Raw genomic sequence first — 25,080 nt, 5'->3', positions numbered from 1 at the left:
TCGCCCAAGGCGGACTCACCTGGCGGGAAGAATGCTCACCACACCCCGGTTAGTAGAAGCGTGAACTATATCGGGACACCAGACGCACGCCCGCTCTCCGGCGGCCCACGCACGACCGACGTGGTCGTGATCGGCGCGGGACAGGCCGGGCTCTCTGCCGCCTACCACCTGCGCCGGTCGGGTTTCGAGCCCGGCCGGGACTTCGTGGTGCTGGACCATGCGCCCGCACCGGGCGGCGCCTGGCAGTTCCGCTGGCCGACCCTGACGTACGCGAAGGTGCACGGGATGCACGCACTGCCGGGCATGGAGCTGACCGGTGCGGATCCGGAGCGTCCGTCCTCCGAGGTCATCGGTGAGTACTTCACCCGGTACGAGGAGACCTTCGATCTGCGGGTACGGCGCCCCGTGGACGTACGGGCGGTGCGCGAGGGCGCGGGCGGGCGCCTGACGGTGGAGACCTCGGCGGGTGACTGGTCGGCACGCGCCGTGATCAGCGCCACCGGGACCTGGGACCGTCCGTTCTGGCCGCGCCATCCGGGCCAGGAGACCTTCCGCGGACGGCAGTTGCACACGGCTCAGTACCCGGGGCCGGAGGAGTTCGCCGGTCAGCGGGTCGTCGTGGTGGGCGGGGGCACCTCCGGCGTCCAGCATCTGCTCGAGATCGCGCCGTACGCCGCAGAGACGACCTGGGTGACACGGCGCGAACCGGCCTTCCGGGAGGGGCCGTTCGACGAAAGTGACGGCCGGGCCGCGGTGGCCCTGGTCGACGAACGGGTACGGCGCGGACTGCCGCCGCAGAGTGTGGTGTCGGTGACGGGATTGCCGGTCACCGAGGCGGTGCGGCGCGGACGCGAGGACGGCGTACTGAACAGGCTGCCGATGTTCGACCGGATCACCCCCGACGGTGTGGCCTGGGACGACGGGCGGCGGATCGACGCGGACGTCATCCTCTGGGCCACCGGCTTCCGCGCCTCGGTGGCGCATCTCGCGCCGCTGCGGCTGCGCGAGCCCGGCGGCGGCATCCGCGTCGAGAACACCCGTGCCGTACGGGATCGCCGGGTGCATCTGGTGGGGTACGGGCCGTCCGCCAGCACCATCGGGGCGAACCGGGCGGGCCGCGCCGCGGTCCGCGAGATCCGGCAGCTGCTCGCCGGCCGGCCCGCCCTGGTGGGCTGACCGGCCGGGAGGTGTGCGTCAGGACGATGCGTTCTTGCCCTGCTGCTTCTGATTGCGGTTGAACTCGTCCACGTTGCGCTGGTGTTCCTCGAAGTCCGAGGTGAAGCGGGTGTCGCCCTTCTTGACCGTGACGAAGTACAGCCAGTCGCCCTGCGGCGGGCTGGTCGCGGCCCGCATCGCCTCGTCACCCGGGTTCGCGATGGGGGTGGGCGGCAGGCCCATGCGGGCGTAGGTGTTGTACGGGCTCTCGACCCTGGTGTCGGCGGCCTTGGTGTTCAACGTGGTGCGGTTGAGCGCGTAGTTGACCGTGGAGTCCATCTGCAGGGGCATGCCCTGACTCAGCCGGTTGAGGACGACCCGGGCGACCTTTCCCATCTCCTTGGGTGTCTCCGCCTCGGCCTGCGCGATGCTCGCGATGGTCACGGTCTGGTAGACGGAGACCGAGTTCTGCTCGGCGCCCGCGGCGATGGGAGACGCCCCGAACTTCTTGCCGGCCGTGGCGACCATGTAGGAGAGCAGCGACTCGGGCGTGGACTTCTCCCCGAGGGGATACGTGGCCGGGAAGAGATAGCCCTCGGGATTGCCCCCGGCCTCCTTCGGAAGCTTCAGCTTCGCCTTGGCGGCGGCCTTCTTCGTGGTGCCCTCAGGCTTGCCCAGAGCCTTGTCGACCGCCTCGTACACCTGGGCAGTACGCCAGCCCTCGGGGACCACGAGGGCCTCGGGCCGCTCCGAGGAGTCGTCGAGCAGCAGGAACGGAACGGCGACGGCCGCCCCTGCGACCAGAGCGCCGGTCAGCAGGAGTGCCCCGCGACCTCGGCGGGTCAGCCGGATCTTGCCCCGGCCGGGACTGTCGTTCAGCACATTTCACCTCGCGATGTCGTGCGCCCGACCCGGGCGGCCGGAGCTCGGCCTGGGTCCGGGTGTGATCCCGGGAGGGCGCGGCAGCATGCGGGCACGCTAACCCGACGTAGCGGCTATATCCGGCACATCCGGATCAGCAGGCATATTTTCATCCAGCGGGCTCCAGCTGGGCATCCCGGTGGACCAGCGCGGCGTACCTGCCGTCGACCGCCATCAGGGATGCGTGCGTGCCGCGCTCGACGATGCGCCCCGCGTCCAGGACGACGATCTCGTCGGCCGAGCGGACCGTGGAGAGGCGGTGCGCGATGGTGATCGTGGTGCGGCTCGCCGCGAGGGAGTCGAGGGCCTGCTGCACGGCGTGCTCGGTGCGGGTGTCGAGCGCGCTGGTCGCTTCGTCCAGAACGAGTACGGCCGGGTCCCGGAGGATGGTGCGGGCTATCGCGAGGCGCTGCTTCTCGCCTCCGGAGAAGCGGTGGCCGCGCTCGCCGACCACGGTGTCGTAGCCCTCGGGGAGCGCCGCGATGTGGTCGTGGATCTGGGCGGCTCGGGCGGCCGTGTACAGCTCCTCGTCGGTGGCGTCCGGCTTGGCGAAGCGGAGGTTCTCGGCGACCGAGGCGTGGAAGAGGTAGGTCTCCTGAGAGACGACGCCGATCGCCCGGGCCAGGGAGTCGAAGTCGAGGTCGCGCACGTCCACCCCGTCCAGGGTGACGCTGCCGGCCGTGACGTCGTACAGCCTGGGGACGAGGTGGCTGAGGGTGGACTTGCCGGAGCCGGTGGCGCCGACCACTGCGAGGCTGCCGCCGGCCGGGACGGTGAGGTCGATGCCCGCGAGGACCGGTGCACCGGCCGCGTCGTAGCGGAACTCGACGTCCTTGAAGCGGATCTCTCCGCGCGGTGCGGTCAGGCGGCGGGGGTGGTCCGGCTCGGTGATGTCGACCGGCAGGTCGAGGTACTCGAAGATGCGCTGGAAGAGGGCGAGCGAGGTCTGGATCTGGACGCCCGTGGAGAGCAGGCTGACGGTGGGCCGGAACAGGCCCTGCTGCAGCGACACGAAGGCCACCAGAGTGCCGAGCGAGATCGCCGGACCGCCGAGGTGCAGGGCGACGCCGGCCGCCCAGTAGATGACCGCGGGCATCGCGGCCATCACGATGCCGATGACGGACATGCGCCAGCGGCCCGCCATGTTGGACCGGACCTCCAGGTCGATCAGGCGCTCCGACTCGGTGGCGAACGAGCGGGTCAGGGAGTCGGACCTGCCCATGGTGCGGCCGAGCAGGATGCCGCTCACGGAGAGCGATTCGGTGACGGTGGCGGCCATGGCCGCCATCTGCTTCTGGCGCTGCGTGGCGATCCTCCGGCGCTCGCGGCCGACCCGGCGGCTGATCCAGACGAAGAGCGGCAGCAGCAGGAGGGAGACGGCGGTCAGCCGCCAGTCGAGGGCGAGCATGGCGATCACCGTCGCCACCACGCTGGTCAGATTGGACACCAGGGAGGTCGCGGTGGTGGTGACCGTCGCCTGCATGCCGCCGATGTCGTTGGCTATACGGGACTGGACCTCGCCCGTTCTGGTGCGGGTGTAGAAGGCGAGCGACATGGACTGCAGGCGGCTGTAGACCGCGGTGCGCAGATCGTGCATGACGCGCTGGCCGACCGTGGTGGAGATCAGGGTCTGCAGGACACCGAAGACGCTGCTGAGCACGGCACCGGCGATCATGCCGAGGGCGAGCAGACCGAGCAGGCCCGTACGCCCCTGTGGGATCGCGGTGTCGAGGATCTCCTTGAGCAGGAACGGCGTGGCCACGGAGACCAGGGACGCGGCGCCCACGAGCAGCCCGACGAGGGCGAGGCGGCCGCGGTACGGGCGGAACAACCGGACGATGCGCCTCAGCTGTCGGGGCTGCTCCGGATCGGGTGGCCGGGGGTCGAGCGGCCTGGAGTCGGGCGGCCTGGAGTCGGCCGCTTTCCAAGGGCTGGATTCTGGGTGCAGTTCGGGGCTTTGCATGGGCTCCTACGGAGGGTGGGACGCCAGGGACTTCGAGAGCATAGCTCACTGTTACCTATATGCACAATGAGCAGAGTCCTGATAGGCTCCGCGGCATGACGACCCCCGACGGCGACGGACTTCTCGCCGAGCAACTGCTGCGCCTCACCCGTCGGCTGCACCGCATCCAGAAGCGCCACCTGGAGCCGGTGGGCATCACCCCGGCGCAGGCCCGGCTACTGCGCACGCTCACGCACTTCGACGCACCGCCGCGGATGGCGGACATCGCGCAGCGTCTCGAGGTGGTCCCGCGCGCGGTGACCACACTGATCGACGGCCTGGAGGCGAGCGGCGCCGTGCGGCGCGTGCCGGATCCGGACAATCGCAGGGTGATCCGCATCGAGCTGACCGAAAGGGGCCGCGAAGTACTGCGCGCCCTGCGCAACGCGCGCCGGGCCGCCGCAGAGGACATCCTGGCTCCATTGACCGCCGACCAGCGCGGCGAGCTCGGCGGCCTGCTGTCGGCCCTCATAGACGGTGACCGTCGGCCGGCCTGACCTGCGAGGCAGGGACCCGGCCTGCGAGGCAGGGACTCGCCACCCCGCCCGAAGCCCGCGGCGCCGGATCGGAGATCATCGCCGGAGCGACGCCGACGACCTGAGGAGTGTGTCCATGCCTCTGCTGGAGCCCGACCCGGACGCCCTGCGCCCCACCGCGCGCGAGGCGGGACCGTCACCCGACCGGGTGCCGGACCGGCAGGCGCACGGCACGCCCGAGCCGCTGCGCGGCGACCTGGTGGCCCTGCTCGGCGCGGACAAGGTGCTCACCAAGATCTCCGACCTGGTCAAGTACGCCTCGGACGCCAGCCCCTACCGCTTCCTGCCGCAGGTCGTGGTGGTCGCCGAGGACATCGACGACGTCTCCGCCGTCCTCTCGTACGCCCACGGAAGGGGCCGCGAGGTCGTCTTCCGCGCGGCCGGCACCTCGCTGAACGGCCAGGCGCAGGGCGAGGACATCCTGGTCGACGTGCGCAAGCACTGGGCCGGCATCGAGGTGCTCGGCGACGGCGAGCAGGCACGGATCGGCCCCGGCACCACGGTCGTACGGGCCAACACCACCCTGTCCCGGCACGGCCGGGTGCTCGGCCCCGACCCGGCCAGCGCGATCGCCTGCACCCTGGGCGGCGTGGTGGCGAACAACGCCTCGGGCATGACCGCCGGCACCACCCGCAACTCGTACCGCACCCTCTCCTCGCTGACCTTCGTACTGCCGTCCGGCACGGTCGTCGACACCGCGGAGCCGGACGCCGACGAGCGTCTCGCGCACGCCGAGCCCGCGCTCTGCGAAGGGCTGCTCGCCGTCAAGCGGGAGATCGAGGCGGACGCGGATCTTGTCAAGCGCATCCGCGCCAAGTACGAGATCAAGAACACCAACGGCTACCGCCTCGACGCCTTCCTCGACGGATCCACCCCGGTGGAGATCCTGCGCGGTCTGATGGTGGGGTCCGAGGGCACCTTCGGCTTCATCGCCGAGGTCGTCTTCGACACGCTGCCGCTCGACCGGAAGCTGTCGACTGCCCTGCTCTTCTTCCCCTCGCTGACGGCCGCGGCGGCCGCCGTGCCGAAGTTCAACGAAGCGGGCGCGCTCGCCGTGGAGTTGATGGACGGCAACACCCTGCGGGCCTCGGTGAGCGTGCAGGGCGTCCCGGCCGACTGGGCGGAGCTGCCCAGGAACACGACGGCGCTCCTGGTCGAGTTCCGTGCGCCGGACGACGAGGCGCGCGAGGCGAACGAGGAGGCTGCCGCACGGGTCCTCGAGACCCTGGACCTGGTGGCACCGGTGCCGTCGGTGACCAATGAGTTCACCCGGGACGCCGGGACGATCGCCGGGTACTGGAAGGCGCGCAAGGCCTTCGTGACGGCCGTCGGCGGCTCCCGTCCCTCGGGCACGACGCTGATCACGGAGGACTTCGCGGTCCCGCCCTCGCGGCTCGCCGACGCCTGCGCCGCACTGCTCGAACTGCAGGAGAGGCACGGCTTCGACGCGGCGGTCGCCGGCCACGCGGCCCATGGGAACCTGCACTTCCTGCTCGCCTTCGACGCGGGCAAGCCGTCCGACGTGGACCGCTATGCCGCGTTCATGGACGAGTTCTGCGCGCTGACCGTCGAGCGCTTCGACGGATCCCTGAAGGCCGAGCATGCGACGGGACGGAACATCGCGCCGTTCCTCGAGCTCGAATGGGGCCCGCGCGCCACCGAACTGATGTGGCGCATCAAGCAGATCATCGATCCGGACGGCGTGCTCGCACCGCGCATCGTCCTGGACCGCGACCCCCGCGCCCATCTGCGCGGCCTCAAGACGATCCCGAAGGTCGAGCAGATCGCCGATCCCTGCATCGAGTGCGGCTTCTGCGAACCGACCTGCCCCAGCCACGACTTGACCACCTCGCCGCGCCAACGGATCGTGCTGCGCCGCGAGATGATGCGCCAGCCGAGCAGCTCCCCGGTCGAGGGCGAACTGCTCGATTCGTACGGCTACGACGCGATCGACACCTGCGCCGGCGACTCGACGTGCAAGCTGGCCTGTCCCGTGGGCATCGACACCGGCGCGATGATGAAGGACTTCCGGCACGAGCGGCACTCCTCGCGAGAGGAGCGCATCGCCGCCCTGACGGCGAAGAACTTCCGGATCGTGGAGGCCTCCGCCCGCCTTGCGGTGGCCGCCGCGGACCGGATCAGTGACCGGCTGCTCGGCTCCGTGACCCGCGCCGCCCGCAAGGCGGTCCGGCCGGATCTGGTGCCGGAGTGGCTGCCCGAGATCCCCGGCGCCGCGCCCCGTCGTATGCCCAGTACGTCACGGGTCGGGGCGAAGGCGGTGTACTACCCGGCGTGTGTGAACCGGATCTTCGGCAAGTCCGAGGGCAGGCGCGGCCCTTCGCTGTCCCAGGCGATGGTGGCGGTGTCGGCACGGGCCGGAAAGCCGGTGTGGATCCCGGGAGACGTGGCGGGCACCTGCTGTTCCACCATCTGGCACTCCAAGGGTTACGCCGAGGGCAACAGGGTGATGGCGAACCGCATCGTCGAGGCCGCCTGGGGATGGACGGCCGGCGGCAAGCTGCCGCTGGTGGTGGACGCCTCGTCCTGCACCCTTGGCATCGCCCACGAGGTGGTCCCCTATCTGACCGACGAGAACAGGGAGTTGCACGCCGAGCTCGAGATCGTCGACTCCCTGGTGTGGGCCGCGGACGAACTCCTGCCGCATCTCACGGTGCTGCGGAAGCTGGGCTCCGCGGTGGTGCACCCCACGTGCTCGATGCGTCATCTGGGCGACGAGGCGCAGCTGGTCGCCGTCGCGGAGGCGTGTGCCGAGGAGGTGGTGGTGCCGGACGACGCGGAATGCTGCGGGTTCGCCGGCGACCGCGGCCTGCTGCACAAGGAGCTGACTCAGTCGGCGACGGCGGGTGAGGCCGCCGAGGTGCGCTCGCGTCCGTACGACACCTATGTCTCGGCCAATCGCATGTGCGAGATCGGCATGGACCATGCGACAGGGCGGAGTTACCGCTCCGTCCTCTTCGAGCTGGAGCGGGCGACACGCCCCGGACAGCGGCCAGTGAGCCGCTGACCGACTGTCGTACGAGGGGCCCGGCGCTTGTTCGCGCAGGGCCCCTCGCTGCATGCATCTGCGCATAACCGCGTATCTGATGCTCGTTCACTGCTCGGTACATGCGCACCCTTGCAAAAAACTCCAACTACCGGTCCCCTCAAGCCTCTTGCGCACCGTCCGTCGCGCGGCCAAGGTAGCCACCGCAGTGGCACCATCCCGCAAACGACGGAGGTCCGATGCACGACGGTCCGGAGCACCACGAGAACGCGACACCGCAGCCCGACGAAACCGACGGATTCTCCCGCCGTTCCGTGCTGCGCACGGCCGGAATCGCCGGTGCGGGACTGGGACTCGGCGCCTTCGCCGGCGGCACGGCACAGGCCGCGCCCGGAGAGCCTGCCGCGGCGTCGGCAGCGGCCGCAGCGCCGAAGAGACAGGGCGAGACCATGATCGGCGTGCCCTTCGAGGGGCGCGCCACCGTCCGGGTCGGGATCATCGGCCTGGGCAACCGCGGCGGCAGCATGATCGATCTCTTCCTCGCGATACCGGGCGTACGGGTCGTCGCCCTCTGCGACCCGGTCAAGGACAAGACGGCCGCGGCCGCGAAGAAGGTCACCGACGCGGGCCAGCCCGCTCCGGCCACGTACACCAAGGGCGAGCACGACTACGAGAAGCTCCTGGAACGCCAGGACGTCGACTTCGTGTACGTCGCCACCCCGTGGGAACTCCACTTCCCGATGGCCAAGGCGGCGATGCTGAGCGGCAAGCATGTCGGCGTGGAGTGTCCGATCGCGATGGAACTGCGCGAGCTGTGGGCGCTCGTGGACCTCTCGGAGCGCACCCGCAGGCACTGCATGCAGCTGGAGAACTGCGCCTACGGCAAGAACGAGATGCGCGTGCTGCGGATGGCGCACGCGGGCCTCTTCGGCGAACTGCTGCACGGGGCAGGTGCGTACAACCACGATCTGCGCGGCCTGATGTTCGATCCGGAGTACTACGAGGGCCCGTGGCGGCGGCTGTGGCACACCCGGCTGCGCGGCGATCTCTACCCGAACCACGGCTTCGGGCCCGTGGCCAACTACATGGATGTGAACAGGGGCGACCGCGTCACCCACATCTCCAGCTTCGGCACCCCGGCGCTCGGTCTCGCCGAGTACCGCAAGGCGAACATGCCGTCGGGCGACCCGAGTTGGAAGGAGACCTATATCGGCAGTGACCGGACGATCAGCCTGGTCCAGACGGCCAAGGGGCGGGTCATCCGTCTCGAGCACGATGTGTCGACTCCGCATCCGTACAGCCGTATCAACAGCCTCGGCGGCACCAAGGGCGTCTTCGAGGACTATCCCGAGCGGATCTATCTCGAGCCGGAGCACACCGACGACGAGTGGAAGGACTTCGGCGACTACGCGGAGTGGGACCACTGGCTGTGGAAGGAGCACTCCGACCCGCCGGGCGGTCACGGCGGCATGGACTACATCATGATCTTCCGTCTGATGCAGACCATGCAGCTGGGCCTCGTCCCTGACTTCGACGTGTACGACGCGGCGACCTGGACCGCGCCGGTGCCGTTGAGCCATGCCTCGATCAAGGCGAAGGGCGCCCCGCAGGAGATTCCCGACTTCACCCGTGGTCTGTGGAAGAAGGAGCGGCCGGGGATGGACTCGGAGAAGCCGGAGGGCTGAGCGGTCCGCTGAACGCCGTGGGTCCGGCCGCTGTGCTTCGGCCGGGCCCACCGTCGTTCAGGAGCGGGCCAGTTGAGCCTTGTCGCCCATGACCACGACCGGCTTCTGCGCCGGATCGAGGGTGCGCAGCAGATGCTCCATGGCCGAGCGCGACAGGCTCACACACCCCGAGGTCCCGCTGCCGTGGTCCATGTGCAGCCAGATGGAGCCGCCCTTGGACTGGCCCTGCGGCCGCGTCGGGTCGTTGGGCGGGGTGCCCTTGACGCGGTTGTAGTCGATGGCGATGACCAGGTCGAAGTCGTGCCAGTGCGTCTTGGGCCAGTAGCGCGGTGCGGCGAACGCGCCGGACTGGGTGTAGGGGAGGCCGGCGTCGGGCGCACGGTCGGGGTCGGCGAGCACTCCCCCGGCGTCCGTGAGGGTGTAGACACCCACCGGGCTGCGCTTGTCGCCCTCGCGGTGGTCGGTGCTCCAGCCCTTCTTGCCGTTGTGGCCCTGCCAGGAGCGGTCTCGGTCCCAGGTCTTGCCGTGCTTGGAATACAGGACGACGGTGGACTTCGCCGAATCCGGTCCCTCGCCGTACACCGCGACGACCTGGCGGGCCGAATCGGGGATGCGGTCCTGCAGCCGGTCGCCGACGCCGGGGATGCGCTGGAGTTTCGTACTGGGGCTCGCAGTCGGCGAGCGCGACTGGGTCGAGCCGCCGTCCTGTGCGGCGGAGTCCTTCGCGCCGTCCGACGATCCCCCGCAGGACGTCAGGGCGAGCAGGCAGGCGAGTGTGCCGGCGGTCGCGGTCCAGGTCCGTCGGGCGGCCGAGGCGGATATGCGCATGGGCCCCATCGTCGCACCCGCTCCGCGGGAACCTCGCCCTCGCTCAACCGGCCGACCGGGGAATGACCTGATCTTTGCCGGGGGCCGAAAAACCGTTTGCCTCGGGCGCCCGGCCGGGGCAGCCTTGCACGGTTTCCTCCCTGTCCCGCCCCCTTGTCCCACCTCCGTCGTCCGCCGTGTGCGGCGGAGGTCCCGTCCGTTTCGCCGCCGGTGTCCCGCCCCGTATCGGGCACCGGCGACCTCCACCGTCCGCACCACCACAGCCGAGTTCTGGGACGTCATGCAGATCAGTCACCTTCCGTATTCCGACCCGGGTGTGCCGGACGCGCGCTCGGGGCCCCGGTTCCTCTTCTGGCTCGGGCGCAATCAGCTGGGCGGCCAGCTGAAGTCGCTCGCGTGGGGCCTCGTGCACTTCGGTGCGGTGATGGGGCTGCCCTTCGGGGTGGGGCTGGCGGTGCAGGCCGTGGTGGACCGCTCGGGCGCCGGTCTGGCGCTGACCGGCGGCTTCATCGCGCTGTGCGGCCTGGGTATCGCCCTCGGTGACACGATGCTGCACCGCTCCGCCGTGACGAACTGGATCACGGCCTCCGCGCGTGTGCAGCAACTGCTGGCCCGCCGCACGGCGCGACTCGGCTCCACATTGACCCGCCAGGTGGCGGCCGGTGAGGTGGTCGCGGTGTCGACCGGTGACGTGGAGAAGATCGGCTGGTTCGTCGAGGCCGTCTCGCGCTTCACGGCCGCCGCGCTCACCGTCGTCCTCGTGTGCATCGGCCTGACCGTGTACCAGCCGGCGCTGGGGGTCGTGGTCGCCGTGGGAGTGCCGATCCTGGCGCTCGGCGTGATTCCGCTGCTGCCCCGGGCGACCCGGCTGGCCGATGTGCAGCGGACGAAGGCCGGCCGCGCCACCGAGCTGGCCTCCGACACCGTCGCGGGCCTGCGCGTGCTGCGCGGCATCGGCGGCGAGGAGCTGTTCCTCCGGCGCTACCGCGGTGCCTCCCAGGAGGTGCGCGGCGCGGCCGTGCGCAACGCCCGTATGTGGGCGCTGATCAGCGGCGTCCAGATCCTGCTGCCGGGCCTGCTGCTCGTCGTCGTGGTCTGGTACGGAGTCGGCCTGGTCTCGGAGGGCCGGATCCCGGTCGGTGAACTCGTCACCGTGTACAGCGCGGTCATGCTGCTCACCTATCCGCTGCGGCACTTCGAGGAGATCGCGATGGCGTACTCGTTCTCCCGGCCGTCCGCCCAGCGCGCGGCCCGGGTGCTGAGCCTGCGCCGCACCTCCCACGAGGGCGACCGCCCGGCCACGGAGATCGACGGCTCACCGGCCGGCGATCTGTACGACGCTGCGACGGGCATGCTCGCACCTGCCGGGCGGCTGACCGCGGTCGTCTGCGGCGATCCCGATGCGGCCGGGCGGCTGGCGGAGCGGCTCGGCGGGCATGCGGCGCTCGACGAGTCGACGCCGCCGGAGCCGTCGGCCCTGCTCGGCGGGGTGGCTCTGGACGACGTGGAGCTCGGCGCGGCGCGCACCGCCGTGCTCGTCCAGGACAAGGACCCGGTGCTTCTTTCGGGCACCCTGCGCGAACTGCTCGACGTGCCGGCTTCCGGGAAGGTCGCCGCCGAGGACGCGCTGGCGGCGGCGGAGTGTGGCGATGTGCTCGATGCGCTGCGCCAGGCCGCGGTCGACGGGGCCGACGCCATGGACGCGCCGATCACCGAGCGCGGCCGCTCGCTCTCCGGTGGCCAGCGCCAGCGCCTTGCGCTCGCCCGCTCCCTGGTGACGGACCCGGAGGTGCTCGTACTCGACGAGCCCACCTCCGCCGTGGACTCCCACACCGAGGCGCGGATCGCCGACGGGCTCCGCTGGCTGCGGAGCGGACGTACGACGGTGGTCCTGACCTCGTCCCCGCTGGTCCTCGACCGGGCCGAACGGGTCGTCCTGGTGCACGACGGCGCGGTCGCCGCGGTCGGTGTGCACCGGGAGCTGATCCGGACCGATCCCCGCTACCGGGCCGTGGTCACCCGCGAGACCGACGACGAACGTGCCACGGACGAACCGCACGCCTCCGCGTACCGCGCGGACTGCGAGGCGGACCGCGACGACTACAACGCCTGCAACGACTACACCATCGAGGAGACAGCATGATCGGCGTGGCGCCTCCGGATCATGATCCGGCGGCTCCCCGGACCGCCACCACCCTGCCGGTGGGCAGCACGCCGACGGTGCGTACGTATGTGCGTGAACTGCTGCGCCGTCACCGCAGGGCGTTCCTGATCCTGGTCGGAGCGAACGTCACCGCGGTGGTCGCCTCGATGGTCGGCCCCTCCCTTCTCGGCACACTGGTCGAGCGCGCCGAGGCGGGGGCCGGCGAACTCCATCTGGGGCGCACCGTCGCGCTGTTCGTCGCGGCGCTCGTGGTGCAGGCCGTCTTCGTACGGCTGGTCCGGCTGCGGGGGGCGATGCTGGGCGAGCAGATGCTCGCGGACCTGCGGGAGGACTTCCTCGTACGCTCCGTGGGTCTGCCTCCCGGTGTGCTGGAACGCGCCGGCACCGGAGATCTGCTCTCCCGGATCACCACGGACATCGACCGGCTCGCGAACGCGATGCGCGAGGCCGTCCCACAGCTGACGATCGGCGTGGTGTGGATCGCCCTGCTCGTGGGCGGTCTCGCCGTGACGGCGCCGCCGCTCGCTCCTGCGCTGCTGCTCGCCGTGCCGCTCCTTGTGCTCGGCTGCCGCTGGTACTTCAAGCGCGCACCGTCCGCCTACCGCTCGGAGGCCGCGGGCTATGCGGCGGTCGCGGCGGCCCTCGCCGAGACGGTGGACGCAGGCCGGACCGTGGAGGCCCACCGGCTCGGTGACCGGCGGGTGGCGCTGTCCGACCAGCGGGTCGCGGAGTGGACCGCGTGGGAGCGCTACACGCTGTGGCTGCGGTCGGTGCTCTTCCCCGTGATCAACCTGACCCATGTCACCGTGCTCGGCTCGGTCCTGATGATCGGCGGCGTGTTCGTCCTGCAGGGCTGGATCGGGATCGGTCAGTTGACCACCAGCGCGCTCATCGCGCAGATGATGGTGGATCCGGTCGGGCTGATCCTGCGCTGGTACGACGAACTCCAGGTCGCACAGGTGTCGTTGGCCAGGCTGGTGGGTGTGCGGGAGATCGAGCCCGACGCCGGTGACCCGAAGGTCGCGCCCGAGGGCAGGGTGGTCGATGCCGACGACGTCCACTTCGGCTACCTGCCGGGCACCGATGTGCTGCGCGAGGTCTCGCTGCGGGTGCCACCGGGCACCCGGGTCGCCCTGGTCGGTCCGTCGGGCGCGGGCAAATCGACGCTCGGACGGCTCCTCGCGGGGATCTACTCGCCGCGGACGGGACTGGTGACGCTGGGCCGCGCCGAGCTGTCGCGGATGCCTGCGGAGCGGGTGCGCGAGCATGTGGCTCTGGTGAATCAGGAGCATCACGTCTTCGTCGGGTCTCTGCGGGACAATGTGCTGCTCGCCAGGTCCGGGGCCACGGACGACGAGTTGTGGGCCGCGCTGTCCGCAGTGGGCGCGGACAGCTGGGCACGGGCTCTCGACGACGGTCTGGACACCGAGGTCGGCTCGGGCGGCTTCACGCTCACACCCGCGCAGGCGCAACAGATCGCGCTGGCCCGTCTGGTGCTCGCGGATCCGCACACCCTGGTCCTGGACGAGGCGACGTCGCTGCTCGACCCCCGAGCGGCACGTCATCTGGAGCGCTCGCTCGCCCGTGTCCTGGCCGGTCGTACGGTGATCGCCATCGCGCACCGTCTGCACACCGCGCACGACGCCGATGTGATCGCGGTGGTGGAGCAGGGGCGCATCACGGAGCTGGGCAGCCACGACGAACTGGTCGCGGCGGACGGCGCCTACGCGGCGCTGTGGCGCTCCTGGCACGGCTGAGCTGCGACAGATCCTCGGGGTGGCGGGGCGCCGCCGGCCGCTCAGATGAAGTTGAGCGCCGCGGCGCCGCCCACTCCGCCGAGCAGCATGAACACCGGCATCAGAACCTTCAGTTCGATCCAGCTGCCCGCGCGGAACCGCATGAACTTGGGCGGCCCGAGCGGGTACCAGCGCTTCCCGGCGATCGGCAGGGGCCAGAGGATGGGGCAACCGGACACCGTCAGTGCATCGCCGATGTCGTGCACCAGCGCCCCGAGAATGATGGGCAGGCCGAGCCACAGGTACTCCTGGCCCGGGGACGTGAACAACCAGTCGGCGCCCTGGCCCGGCTGGTCGAGTATGCCGGCGAGGATCCAGGCACTGGTGGCGCCGAGCAGCCACACCAGCACATCGCTGGACACCCGGGCAGCCCGCCACAGCAGGCCTTCGACCGCAAGGACGAGGTGGATGAAAAGGATGGCGAGGACCGCCCAACGGCCGCCGGTGACGGCCGCCGCCGAGGTGCCCGCACCGATCAGTACCGCCCACAGCCAGGTGTGCGTCAGGGTGCGGTGACCGCCGGAGCGCCGCGGGTCGCTGCTCGACCGGGTGGCCTTGTAGACGGCGTAGGACAGCTTGTCGACGATCCCGCACAGGGCGCGCGATATGGGACCGAAGGCGCGCGAGATGGTGGCCGACTTGTGGTCCAGATCGGGTGCCAGGGCAGCACCCGCGCAGATCAGGGCGCCGACCACGAGGACCGGCCAGGGCATGGTGTGCCCGGCGGCCGCCGCGGCCGCTCCCACCCCCAGCCAGGCTGCTGCTCCCGACAGTGAGTGTGCAGGACCCATCATGGCCGTTCCCCGCCCCATTTCTTGTTCGCATCAACCGCGTTGGGCGATCAGCGTATCGGGCGTGATCTTCGTGGGAACCGCCGATTCCCTGATCCGGGTGGTCGGCAGGCAAGATGGGGGCGTGACCCTTATCGATCAGCTGCCGCCGGACGCCGACCCAGATGCCCTCTTCGAAGCCTTCTCGGGCTGGGCGGAGGAGCAGGGCATCGCGCTCTATCCGGCCCAGGAGGAAGCGCTGATCGAAGTCGTCTCCGGCGCCAACGTGATCCTGTCGACCCCGACCGGCTCGGGCAAGAGCCTGGTGGCGGCCGGCGCGCACTTCACGGCGCTGGCCCAGGACAAGGTCACCTTCTACACCGCTCCGATCAAGGCGCTGGTGTCGGAGAAGTTCTTCGACCTGTGCAAGCTCTTCGGCACGGAGAACGTCGGCATGCTGACCGGCGACGCATCGGTCAACGCGGACGCTCCGGTGATCTGCTGCACGGCCGAGGTCCTGGCGTCCATCGCCCTGCGCGACGGCAAGGACGCGGACATCGGTCAGGTGGTGATGGACGAGTTCCACTTCTACGCCGAGGCCGATCGCGGCTGGGCCTGGCAGATTCCGATTCTGGAACTGCCCCAGGCACAGTTCATTCTGATGTCGGCGACGCTCGGTGACGTCTCGCTGTTCGAGAAGGATCTGACGCGCCGGACCGGGCGTGAGACCTCTGTCGTCCGCTCCGCGACTCGCCCGGTGCCGCTCTCGTACGAGTACCGGCTGACGCCGATCACGGAGACGCTGACCGAACTGCTCGAGACGAAGCAGGCCCCGGTCTACATCGTGCACTTCACTCAGGCGCAGGCCGTCGAGCGGGCGCAGTCGCTGATGAGCATCAACATGTGCACCCGGGCCGAGAAGGACCAGATCGCCGATCTGATCGGGAACTTCCGCTTCACCACCAAATTCGGCCGCAATCTCTCCCGTTACGTCCGGCACGGGATCGGTGTGCATCACGCGGGGATGCTGCCCAAGTACCGCAGGCTCGTGGAGAAACTCGCGCAGGCGGGCCTGCTGAAGGTCATCTGCGGTACGGACACCCTGGGCGTGGGCGTCAATGTGCCGATCCGCACCGTGCTGTTCACCGCGCTCGCCAAGTACGACGGCAATCGTGTCCGGGTGCTGCGGGCCCGCGAGTTCCATCAGATCGCCGGGCGTGCGGGGCGGGCAGGCTTCGACACTGCGGGGCTGGTCGTGGCGCAGGCGCCGGAGCATGTGATCGAGAACGAGAAGGCGCTGGCCAAGGCGGGCGACGATCCGAAGAAGCGCCGCAAGGTGGTGCGCAAGAAGGCGCCCGAAGGGTTCGTCGGCTGGACCGAGAACACCTTCGACAAGCTCATCGCCTCCGAACCCGAGCCGCTCACCTCCCGGTTCCGCGTCACGCACACCATGCTCCTGTCGGTGATCGCGCGTCCCGGCAACGCCTTCGAGGCGATGCGCCGCCTCCTCGAGGACAATCACGAGCCGCGCAGGAACCAACTGCGCCACATCCGGCGGGCCATCGCGATCTACCGGTCCCTGCTCGACGGCGGCATCGTCGAGAAGCTCGACGCCCCCGACGCGGAGGGGCGGATCGTCCGCCTCACGGTCGATCTGCAGCAGGACTTCGCGCTCAACCAGCCCCTGTCGACCTTCGCCCTCGCCGCATTCGAACTCCTCGAGCCGGATTCCCCGTCGTACGCCCTCGACATGGTCTCGGTCGTGGAGTCCACCCTGGACGATCCGCGGCAGATCCTGGCCGCTCAGCAGAACAAGGCCCGCGGCGAGGCGGTCGGCGCGATGAAGGCCGACGGCGTCGAGTACGAGGAGCGGATGGAGCGGCTGCAGGACATCACGTACCCGAAGCCGCTGGAGGAGCTGCTCTTCCACGCCTACGACCTGTACCGCAGGAGCCATCCCTGGGTGGGTGACCATCCGCTGTCCCCGAAGTCCGTGATCCGGGACATGTACGAACGGGCCCTGACCTTCACGGAGTTCGTGTCGTACTACGAGCTGGCGCGCACCGAGGGCATCGTGCTGCGCTACCTGGCGAGCGCCTACAAGGCCCTGGAGCACACCGTCCCGGACGATCTGAAGTCCGACGATCTCGAGGATCTGATCGCCTGGCTCGGGGAGATGGTGCGGCAGGTCGACTCCAGTCTGCTCGACGAGTGGGAACAGCTCGCCAACCCCGAGGAGATGACCGCCGAGGAGGCGCAGGAGAAGGCCGACCAGGTCAAGCCCGTCACCGCGAATGCCCGCGCCTTCCGGGTCCTGGTGCGCAATGCGCTCTTCCGCCGGGTGGAGCTGGCCGCTCTCGATCACGTGGACGAGCTCGGCGAACTCGACGGCGACAGCGGCTGGGACGCGGACGCCTGGGGCGAGGCGATGGACGCCTACTGGGACGAGTACGACGACCTCGGCACCGGCCCGGACGCTCGAGGGCCGAAGCTGCTCCGGATCGAGGAACGGCCCGAGGACGGCCTGTGGGTGGTGCGCCAGACCTTCGCCGATCCGAACGGCGACCACGACTGGGGCATCAGCGCCGAGATCGACCTCGCCGCCTCGGACGCGGAGGGACGCGCCGTCGTGCGCGTCACCGACGTCGGACAGCTGTGAGCCTGGGGAACACCGTGCGTCACCTTCACCATGCCGCGGATCTGCGGCGCTTCCGGACAGGAGCTGAGCCACCGCGATGAGCGATTCCGAGACGGACCCGGCCGCCAGGCTCGTCGGCCTGCTCGACATCGAGCAGATCGAGGTCAACATCTTCCGTGGCCGCAGCCCCCAGGAGGCTCTGCAGCGGGTCTTCGGCGGGCAGGTGGCGGGCCAGGCTCTGGTGGCCGCCGGCCGCACCACGGACGGCGAGCGTCCCGTGCACTCGCTGCACGCGTACTTCCTGCGCCCTGGCCGCCCCGGCGTGCCCATCGTGTACCAGGTCGAACGGGTCCGTGACGGGCGCTCCTTCACCACGCGCCGGGTCACCGCGGTCCAGCAGGGCCGCACGATCTTCAATCTGACCGCCTCCTTTCATCGTCCGGAAGAGGGGGGATTCGAGCACCAGTTGCCACCGCGGCTCGAGGCGCCGGATCCGGAGTCGCTGCCGACGGTCGCCGACGAGATCCGCGAACATCTCGGCGAGCTGCCCGAGCAGTGGGAACGCATGGCGCGCCGACAGCCCTTCGACATCCGCTACGTCGACCGGCTGCGCTGGGAACCGGACGAGGTCACGGGCGCGGAGCCGCGCAGCGCCGTGTGGATGAAGGCCGTGGGCCCGCTGGGCGACGACCAGTTGATCCACACCTGTGCCCTGACGTACGCGAGTGACATGACCCTCCTCGACGCGGTGCGCATCCCGGTGGAGCCGCTGTGGGGTCCGCGCGGTTTCGACATGGCCTCGCTCGATCACGCGATGTGGTTCCACCGCCCCTTCCGCGCCGACGAGTGGTTCCTGTACGACCAGGAGTCCCCCATCGCCACGGGTGGCCGAGGGCTGGCCCGCGGACGGATCTACGACCGCGAGGGGAACCTGCTCGTCTCCGTCGTCCAGGAGGGTCTCTTCCGGAGTCTGGAGCCGTGACGGCGGCCAGCAGGGGTGCCGGTACGGGACCGGATCGCCGGAGGGACGAACTGCTCGCCGAGGGCGTGCGGTTGCGGGAGAACGGGCGGCGTGAGGAGGCCAGGGCGCTCCTGGTCGATCTCGCCGCGCGCCACCCGCACGACGCCGAGGTCGCGCATCAGACTGCGTGGGTGCACGATGTGCTCGGCCTGGAGGCCGAGGCGGTGCCCTACTACCTGGCGGCGGTCGAGGGTGACGGCCTCGAGCCGGGCGAACGGTGCGAAGCGCTCCTCGGTCTCGGATCCACGTATCGGATTCTCGGGATGTACCCGCAGGCGATCGACACGCTTCGCGGGGCGGTCGAGGAATTCCCGAGCCACGGTGGGCTGCGGACCTTCCTCGCCATGGCCCTTTACAACACGGGCCGCCACCACGAGGCGATGCAGCTGCTCCTCACTCTCCTGGCCTCCACCAGCGACGACGCCAGCATCACGGCCTACCGCGCGGCCATCGAGGCCTACGCGGAGGACTTGGACGCGACCGTCTGAGGCAGGCCGCGGTCCGTGCTGAGTCGTGTCTGCCGGCGCCGCAGCCAGCCGAACATGCCACGGCGGGGCAGCCCTGGCGGCCCGTCCGTCTCGAGCGGTCCGTCCGTCTCTGGCGGGCATCGCTCCGGCACTCCTGCCGCCGGTGCCTGCGCGCCCGGTCGTGGTGCGGCCGACTCCCGGCGTGCTTCGTCCAGGTCGAGGCCGAGGATCGCGAGCAGCCAGCGCACCTCGGCGGGATCGTCCGCGAGCTGGAGTGCGGCGGCTCGTCGCGCCGCCGGTGAGCCTGCGGGTCCCGACACCGGTGCGAGTCCCGGTCGCAGGCGGTTCAGATGCGCTCTCTCCCACGGGTCGGGGACGGCGTCCTCGAGTTCTCCCTGGGGCAGTATCGACGCCGCGATCGCGGCACGCGCCCAGCCGTCCTCGGCGAGACGGAGCAGGTGTCCGCTGTATCTGGCCCGCCAGTTCCGCGCGCGGCTGTCCTCGCCTGCCTCGAGGCGGGCGCGCATGGTCTCCGGTGCCCGGCCGGTGAGAAGAGCAGGGTTGGCATCGGCGAACTGCCGCAGATCGTCTGCCAGATAGTGCCATACGACGCTCTGGTACCTGTTCAGATAGAAGCGGATCGGCACGAGCAGGCCTGCCCGGGCCAGGCGCGTGAACCGGGCCTCGGTGATCCGCATCAGGGCTGCGCCATCGGCCGTCCCCACCGTCTGCAGGCGCTCGCGCAGCACATGCGGAAATCCCCGCGTCGTACGGAGCCGCCGGATCTCCGCGACGGGGACACGGCGGCGGCCGGTCTCCCCGTCCGGGATCGAGCGGACGCTGCCGAGCAGCACCGCGAGGTCGAACTCGCTGCGCCGCAACTCCAGTTCACGTGCCGCGCGAGACGGCGCGTACGAGCGCTCGGCTGCCGGACATGCCACTGCTTCTTCCACCATGACGGCCTCCCCGTGAGGTGTTGATTACTCTCGGTGAAGACCATAGACCGGATGTCACGCTCCGCGCTCGGCCTGTGGATAACTCAAATCAACGAGCGTTCATGCAGGTCAGCGCACCGTCATCGCGAAGCGGATCAGTCGCCCGCCTTCGCGGGGATCAGTCGCTCGGCGTCCGGACGGTGTCGACGCCGATCGGCGCCGGGCCGCCGCCTTGTCTGATCTCCACGCCCAGATGCTCGCCGACACGGTTGACCAGCAGAGTCATCTCGTAGGCGACCTGGCCGATGTCCGCCTCGGCCGTGGTGAGCACGCACAGACAGCTGCCGTCCCCGGCGGCGGTCACGAAGAGTACGGCGCCGTCGAACTCGACCATCGTCTGCCGGACGCCCCCTGCCCCGAAGTGCCGGCCCGAGCCCTTCGCCAGGCTGTGCAGTGCGGAGGACACCGCGGCCAGATGCTCCGCGTCCGCACGCTCGAGATCGCTGCTCGCGCCCGTGACGAGGCCGTCGTTCGAGAGCACCAAGGCGTGCCGGATGTGTTCGACACGTTTGGTGAGATCGTCGAGCAACCAGCCGAGTCCCGCGTTCTGTGCCATGTCCGGCCCCTCCCCGTTTGACTCGTTGGCCGTAAGCCTTCCCCACACTCGACGTGCGGGCAAGGCACGATGGCGACATGGCACAGAAGATGACCGACGAACAGTGGCACGCGTTCCTCTCGCACGGCACCAGGACCGGGAAGCTGGCGACGGTGCGGGCGGACGGCTCGCCGCACATCGCCCCGATCTGGTTCGTGCTCGACGGCGACGACCTGGTGTTCAACACCGGCAAGGACACCGTCAAGGGACACAACATCGAGCGCGACGGGCGAATCGCTCTCTGCGTGGACGACGACCGGCCACCCTTCTCCTTCGTGGTCGTCCAGGGCACCGCCGAGGTGACCGAGGAACCGGCCGAGCTGCGCCACTGGGCGGCGCGGATCGGTGCCCGGTACATGGGCGAGGACCGGGCCGAGGAGTTCGGCGAGCGCAACGGAGTCCCCGGTGAGCTCCTGGTCCGCGTGAGGATCGCGAAGGTGGTCGCCCTGGCGGACGTCGCGGCGTAGCGCCTCCGTAAGGGGTGATCAGCGGCCGGGTGTCCCCCGGCGACGGATCCGCGCGATCATTCCTTCATGACCGACGACCACACACAGGTGCAGGAGTTCTTCGCCGCGAGGGCCGACGACTGGGACCGGCGTTTCCCGGACGACGGCCCCGCCTACGCGGCCGGAGTCGCCCGGATGCGGCTGCGCCCGGGAGACCGCGTCCTGGACGCCGGATGCGGCACCGGGCGGGCGTTGCCCGAACTGCGGTCCGCCGTGGGCCCGACCGGGATCGTGATCGGGGCGGATCTCACGCCCGAGATGCTGACGGTCGCGGTACGGGCGGGACGCGATGAGGTCGGGCGGCTCCTGCTCACCGACGTGTCCCGGCTTCCGCTTCGTACGGAGTCGCTGGATGCCGTCCTCGGGGCCGGCCTCATCGCCCACCTCCCCCGACCCGCCGAGAATCTCAGCGAGTTGGCCCGGGTCGTGCGCCCCCGCGGCACCCTTGCTCTGTTCCATCCCATCGGGCGTGCGGCGCTCGCGGCCCGTCAGGGGCGGCAGATCACGCCCGGGGATCTGCGGGCCGAGCCCAATCTCCGCCCACTGCTCGCGGGAGCCGGCTGGCAGCTGACGTCCTACGTGGACGAGGACGCGTGTTTCCTCGCCCTGGCCGAGCGCAGCGCCTGACCTGGCACGCGGCGCCGTGGCCGACCGCATGCGCAGAGCCCGCGCCAACTCCCGCGCCGTACGGCACACTTGACAGGTTGAACCGAAGTTCGCCACTGCGTGACACGGGGAGGTTCCAGCATGCTCACCAGACTGCGCAGGCTGTTCCAGCCGGACGGGCGGGCTCCCGGCACGCCGGACCCGGAAGCACGCGCCGGGCGCCACACGACACGTCCGGGGCCCAATCTCTTCGAGGCCGCGGCCGCCTACGTCGCCGCATGCGCGGAGGACGACGAGGAGGCGATCGAGGCGGCAGAGCACCTGACGTCCCCGGAGGCTCTGTCCTTCGGTGTCCGTGAGTTGGCGTGCCGCGCCCTCATCGCCCTGGCCAGAGAGTACGACGAGCCGCCGCACAAGGTCGCGCGCTCGCTCCTGGGGCTGCCCGCCGCCTGACGGGAGGTGTGCGGGCCGACCGCCGGCAGCGCGTCGACTAGCGGTTTCCGTGCTCGCGAAGCCTCGACGACCTGGTTACTGACTCGTTAAGGTGCGCCGACGGTAGAAGCGAGAGGGAGGGGTGCCATGGCTGGGACGGACGAGGCCGTCGCCGCCGACGAGGACGCTCTGTACGTGCTGACGGCGACGCTGCTCACGCCGCCGCAGTTCCCGAGCGTGCTCGGCGACGACTATCCCGAGGCGTGCGCGGCCCTGGGACTCGTACCGCTGGCCGAAGGCTACGGCCTGGTCCTCGGGCAGGACAGCGACGGCGCCCGCTGGACCGTGGCCGTCGACGACGTGTCCCTGGTCGCCGTGGCGATCGCGTCCTGGGACTGCGGCATGGAGTACGACCTGTCGCCCGACGATCGCACCGTGGTGGCGGCGCTGCCCGGGTGGCCGCTCGCCCTCGACGTCGCTGCACCGGGAATCCCTGCCCCGCACGATCCGGAACCGGACCCCGATACCGAGGGCGCTCAGGTGCTCCGCCCGCCGGACACCAGCGCCTGGGGGCCGGCCCAGCGGCGGCTGGGGGCCGACGAGGTCGCCCTGCAATGGGCGACCTGGCGTGCGCAGTTGGACGATTCGGATGTGATCCAGGACAGCACGGACGACACCGACGGGACGGCAGCGGTCTCCGAAGCCGCGGCGGCGGACACGGCCTCGGACACGGAGACAGCGGCCGAGGCAGCGGACGCCGACGCGGGCACGGACGCGGACGCACATGACGTCGAGTCCGCCGGGACGGAGGACTCCGACGCCCGGCCCGAATCCGCCGAGGACGCCGAAGCCGGAGCCGAATCGGCGGAGGAGGTCGCGGACGATTCGGCCCAGGACGACGAGGCTGCTCCGACCCAGGACACCGAGCGGATCTCCTCGCAGGAGGACGGTGAGTCGAAGGGAGGTGCTGGCTCCTCCCATCTGCACGCGGGCGTCCGCCGCGTGCTCACCGAAGCGCGGGCCTATCTCGACAATGCGCCCCCGCCGGGCCGGATCCGCTCGGCCTTCGCCACCGACGAGGCGCGCACCCTGCGGGCCGACGGCCCGGGCTGGTCACTGGTGGCGCGCACCGACGACATCGCCTTCGTCCTGCTCGACGAGGAACCCGGCGAGGTGCTTCCGGTCGGCCGGGGGACAGAACTGCCGGGCCTGCTGGCCTCCCTGGACGAGATCGCCGTACGCCCATCCTGAAGCAGCGACGGATGCGGGACCGCCGCTCCCCCTGCTCATGGCCCGCGACGGGGCCTGCAGGTGGTGAGCGGCGGACCGTGCGCGCACGGCGTCCGTCAGTGGCCTATTTCCTTGCGCGTCACCCGGCGCAGCCGGCGCCGCTGCGAGGGATCGAGCGTCAGGTACGCCGCGGCCGGGACTCCGAGCACGATGAGCAGTGCCGCCCACCACGGGAGCCAGATCAGCAGGATGAGCCCGGCGGCTACGCCACCCGCCGCGATCTTCGCGTTCTTGGACATCTGAGTTGCCTCCTCCGCGGCTGCAGCCGCTCTCTGACTGTGAGAACGGCCCCAGGCCCGCCCTGGTTCCAGTCTGAACCCTGACACAACCCTGAGACAGGACTCAGCCTCCCTGAGAGGGAGACGCCCCTTAGGGGACGGCGCCGGCCGCCCGCCTACTCGACGCGGAGCGGCTCCCCGACCTCGTACATGTGGCGCAGTGCCTGCCGGTACGAATCGACCGGTCCCGTCTCCGCGTACGGCATGCCGAGGTCCGCGCAGTGCGACTTGACCAGGGGCTGCACCAGGCGCAGATGGGGGCGCGGCATGCTCGGGAAGAGGTGGTGCTCGATCTGGTAGTTGAGGCCGCCGAGCAGCCAGTCGGTGGCGACGCCGCCGCGGATGTTGCGCGAGGTGAGGACCTGCCTGCGCAGATGCCCCCAGCGCTCGCTGTCTCCGTCGGGCATTTCCATGCCCTTGTGGTTGGGTGCGAAGGCCAACCCCAGGTGCAGTCCGAAGAGCGCCTGGTGGATCACGGCGAAGACGACGGCGTGGGCCGGTGGCATGGCGAGCAGCAGCAGCGTCACATAGCCGGCGACGTGGGCGACCAGCAGAGCGCCCTCCACCAGACGCTCCCCTCGGGACTGCCGTCGCAGGTCCTGGAATCCGTAGACCTTGAGAGCAATGCCTTCGAGGAGGGTGAGCGGGAAGAACAGCAAGGCCTGATGGCGGGTGAGCCAGCGCCGGAATCCCGTGCGCACGGCGGCCTGCCGGCTGGTGAACACCAGCACGTCGGCCTTCACATCGGGGTCCTTCTCGACGTGATTGGGGTTGGCGTGATGACGGTTGTGCTTGTCGTTCCACCACGCTGCGCTCATGCCCAGGAGCAGATTGCCGTGGATCAGGCCGATGATGCGGTTCGCTCGCCGCCCCGCGGCTATCTGCGAGTGACCCGCGTCGTGGCCGATGAAGGCGGTGCGCGCCGAGAAGACGGCCAGCGGTACGGCGAGCAGGACCACCCACCAGGAACCGCCCAGCAGGAACATCCCGGTGCCGATGGCGGCCAGAGCAAGCGCGTTGACGGCGATCACGCGCGCGTACCAGTCGATACGGCGCTCGAGGAGGCCCTGCCCTTTCACCGTGCGCAGGAGCGGTGAGAACTCGCTCCCGGCACGCGATCCGCCGGGCCTCCCGGCCGGTTCGGCGGCCGGGGCCGGCTCCGCGAGTACGGTGTGCGGCATGGTGGGTCTCCGGTCTGTGGTGGGCGATCCGATGCCTTGAAGCTACGGAGCACGGGGGCCGGGCAGCCATGGCGCCACCACCCCGAAAATCGGGGGGTAAGCACCCGGGACAGGGTGCTGTTGGATACACCCGGCACGGCGGTCCTCCGCCGCCTCGACCTCGTACCGGGGCCGCCGGCCGCTCTTCCGCCATTTCTTCGGCCGATGCTG

General features: G+C 70.4%; 21 protein-coding genes. 13 read left to right on the top strand and 8 right to left on the bottom strand.

Features of this window, described 5'->3' with window-relative positions:
- Positions 1-60 precede the first annotated feature (60 nt).
- Positions 61-1,176: an NAD(P)-binding domain-containing protein gene (locus DY218_RS24900; protein ID WP_233521892.1), complete on the top strand. Its 1,116-nt coding sequence runs from the start codon at positions 61-63 to the stop codon at positions 1,174-1,176.
- Positions 1,177-1,194: 18 nt separating this feature from the next.
- Here DY218_RS24900 and mltG read toward each other — a convergent pair whose 3' ends face one another.
- Both mltG and DY218_RS24890 read right to left on the bottom strand, forming a co-directional pair.
- Positions 1,195-2,037 (bottom strand): endolytic transglycosylase MltG, encoded by an 843-nt coding sequence (gene mltG, locus DY218_RS24895; RefSeq protein WP_128558378.1) that lies wholly within the window; start codon positions 2,035-2,037, stop codon positions 1,195-1,197.
- Between the two features lie 148 nt (positions 2,038-2,185).
- Positions 2,186-4,039 (bottom strand): ABC transporter ATP-binding protein, encoded by a 1,854-nt coding sequence (locus DY218_RS24890; protein ID WP_128558377.1) that lies wholly within the window; start codon positions 4,037-4,039, stop codon positions 2,186-2,188.
- A 95-nt stretch (positions 4,040-4,134) separates the two neighbouring features.
- Between DY218_RS24890 and DY218_RS24885 the strand changes: the two genes are divergently transcribed.
- The 3 genes from DY218_RS24885 (at position 4,135) to DY218_RS24875 (ending at position 9,303) form a co-directional block, all read left to right on the top strand.
- Complete coding sequence (locus DY218_RS24885) at positions 4,135-4,575, top strand: MarR family winged helix-turn-helix transcriptional regulator (RefSeq protein WP_128558376.1); 441 nt, start codon at positions 4,135-4,137, stop codon at positions 4,573-4,575.
- Between the two features lie 115 nt (positions 4,576-4,690).
- A complete protein-coding gene (locus DY218_RS24880) occupies positions 4,691-7,639 on the top strand; it encodes an FAD-binding and (Fe-S)-binding domain-containing protein (RefSeq protein ID WP_128558375.1) in 2,949 nt (982 codons plus the stop codon).
- Between the two features lie 218 nt (positions 7,640-7,857).
- Positions 7,858-9,303, top strand: a complete 1,446-nt coding sequence (locus DY218_RS24875; RefSeq protein ID WP_128558374.1) for a Gfo/Idh/MocA family protein — start codon at positions 7,858-7,860, stop codon at positions 9,301-9,303.
- Positions 9,304-9,360: 57 nt separating this feature from the next.
- On the opposite strand, the gene DY218_RS24870 is transcribed toward DY218_RS24875, so the two are convergent.
- Positions 9,361-10,131 (bottom strand): L,D-transpeptidase family protein, encoded by a 771-nt coding sequence (locus DY218_RS24870; RefSeq protein WP_128558373.1) that lies wholly within the window; start codon positions 10,129-10,131, stop codon positions 9,361-9,363.
- A gap of 280 nt (positions 10,132-10,411) precedes the next feature.
- On the opposite strand from DY218_RS24870, the gene DY218_RS24865 reads away from it, so the two are divergent.
- Together DY218_RS24865 and DY218_RS24860 are read left to right on the top strand one after the other, a co-directional pair.
- Positions 10,412-12,274, top strand: coding sequence for an ABC transporter transmembrane domain-containing protein (locus DY218_RS24865; RefSeq protein ID WP_128558372.1), 1,863 nt, complete (start codon positions 10,412-10,414; stop codon positions 12,272-12,274).
- Positions 12,271-14,052, top strand: coding sequence for an ABC transporter ATP-binding protein (locus DY218_RS24860; protein ID WP_128558371.1), 1,782 nt, complete (start codon positions 12,271-12,273; stop codon positions 14,050-14,052). The genes DY218_RS24865 and DY218_RS24860 overlap by 4 nt, the downstream gene beginning before the upstream one ends.
- Before the next feature lie 41 nt (positions 14,053-14,093).
- Here the strand turns inward: DY218_RS24860 and DY218_RS24855 are convergent, their stop codons facing one another.
- Entirely contained in the window at positions 14,094-14,885 is a 792-nt protein-coding gene (locus DY218_RS24855) for a metal-dependent hydrolase (protein WP_128558370.1), read from the bottom strand.
- Here DY218_RS24855 and DY218_RS24850 point away from each other — a divergent pair.
- The 3 genes from DY218_RS24850 (at position 14,884) to DY218_RS24840 (ending at position 19,008) form a co-directional block, all read left to right on the top strand.
- A complete protein-coding gene (locus tag DY218_RS24850) occupies positions 14,884-17,520 on the top strand; it encodes a DEAD/DEAH box helicase (RefSeq protein WP_407703680.1) in 2,637 nt (878 codons plus the stop codon). The genes DY218_RS24855 and DY218_RS24850 overlap by 2 nt on opposite strands.
- A gap of 76 nt (positions 17,521-17,596) precedes the next feature.
- The gene (locus DY218_RS24845) at positions 17,597-18,481 is read left to right on the top strand and encodes an acyl-CoA thioesterase (RefSeq protein WP_128558368.1); all 885 of its coding nucleotides are present in this window, start codon (positions 17,597-17,599) and stop codon (positions 18,479-18,481) included.
- Positions 18,478-19,008 (top strand): tetratricopeptide repeat protein, encoded by a 531-nt coding sequence (locus DY218_RS24840; protein WP_128558367.1) that lies wholly within the window; start codon positions 18,478-18,480, stop codon positions 19,006-19,008. Before DY218_RS24845 ends, DY218_RS24840 begins: the two co-directional genes overlap by 4 nt.
- Here DY218_RS24840 and DY218_RS24835 read toward each other — a convergent pair.
- Both DY218_RS24835 and DY218_RS24830 read right to left on the bottom strand, forming a co-directional pair.
- On the bottom strand, positions 18,978-19,943 hold the full coding sequence (locus tag DY218_RS24835; RefSeq protein ID WP_199566846.1) for a DUF6397 family protein: 966 nt from the start codon (positions 19,941-19,943) through the stop codon (positions 18,978-18,980). The two genes, DY218_RS24840 and DY218_RS24835, sit on opposite strands and share 31 nt — an antisense overlap.
- 157 nt (positions 19,944-20,100) lie before the next feature.
- Entirely contained in the window at positions 20,101-20,538 is a 438-nt protein-coding gene (locus DY218_RS24830) for a roadblock/LC7 domain-containing protein (protein WP_128558366.1), read from the bottom strand.
- Between the two features lie 77 nt (positions 20,539-20,615).
- Here DY218_RS24830 and DY218_RS24825 point away from each other — a divergent pair, with 77 nt between their 5' ends.
- The 4 genes from DY218_RS24825 (at position 20,616) to DY218_RS24810 (ending at position 23,372) form a co-directional block, all read left to right on the top strand.
- Positions 20,616-21,044, top strand: coding sequence for a PPOX class F420-dependent oxidoreductase (locus DY218_RS24825; protein ID WP_128558365.1), 429 nt, complete (start codon positions 20,616-20,618; stop codon positions 21,042-21,044).
- 66 nt (positions 21,045-21,110) lie between these two features.
- Positions 21,111-21,710 carry a class I SAM-dependent methyltransferase gene (locus DY218_RS24820; RefSeq protein ID WP_128558364.1) on the top strand — a complete coding sequence of 200 codons (600 nt, stop codon included), beginning with the start codon at positions 21,111-21,113 and terminating at the stop codon, positions 21,708-21,710.
- Positions 21,711-21,830: 120 nt separating this feature from the next.
- The gene (locus DY218_RS24815) at positions 21,831-22,142 is read left to right on the top strand and encodes a hypothetical protein (protein WP_128558363.1); all 312 of its coding nucleotides are present in this window, start codon (positions 21,831-21,833) and stop codon (positions 22,140-22,142) included.
- A gap of 126 nt (positions 22,143-22,268) precedes the next feature.
- A complete protein-coding gene (locus tag DY218_RS24810) occupies positions 22,269-23,372 on the top strand; it encodes a hypothetical protein (RefSeq protein ID WP_128558362.1) in 1,104 nt (367 codons plus the stop codon).
- A 95-nt stretch (positions 23,373-23,467) separates the two neighbouring features.
- Here the strand turns inward: DY218_RS24810 and DY218_RS24805 are convergent, their stop codons facing one another.
- On the bottom strand, positions 23,468-23,650 hold the full coding sequence (locus tag DY218_RS24805; protein WP_128558361.1) for a hypothetical protein: 183 nt from the start codon (positions 23,648-23,650) through the stop codon (positions 23,468-23,470).
- Between the two features lie 155 nt (positions 23,651-23,805).
- Positions 23,806-24,870: a fatty acid desaturase family protein gene (locus tag DY218_RS24800; protein WP_128558360.1), complete on the bottom strand. Its 1,065-nt coding sequence runs from the start codon at positions 24,868-24,870 to the stop codon at positions 23,806-23,808.
- Positions 24,871-25,080: the final 210 nt, after the last annotated feature.

Origin of the sequence: Streptomyces triticagri (assembly GCF_003429565.1) — a bacterium.
Lineage (GTDB): Bacteria > Actinomycetota > Actinomycetes > Streptomycetales > Streptomycetaceae > Streptomyces > Streptomyces triticagri.
The sequence above is the reverse complement of the archived record's forward strand: the minus strand, read 5'-3'. Positions and strand labels throughout refer to the sequence as shown.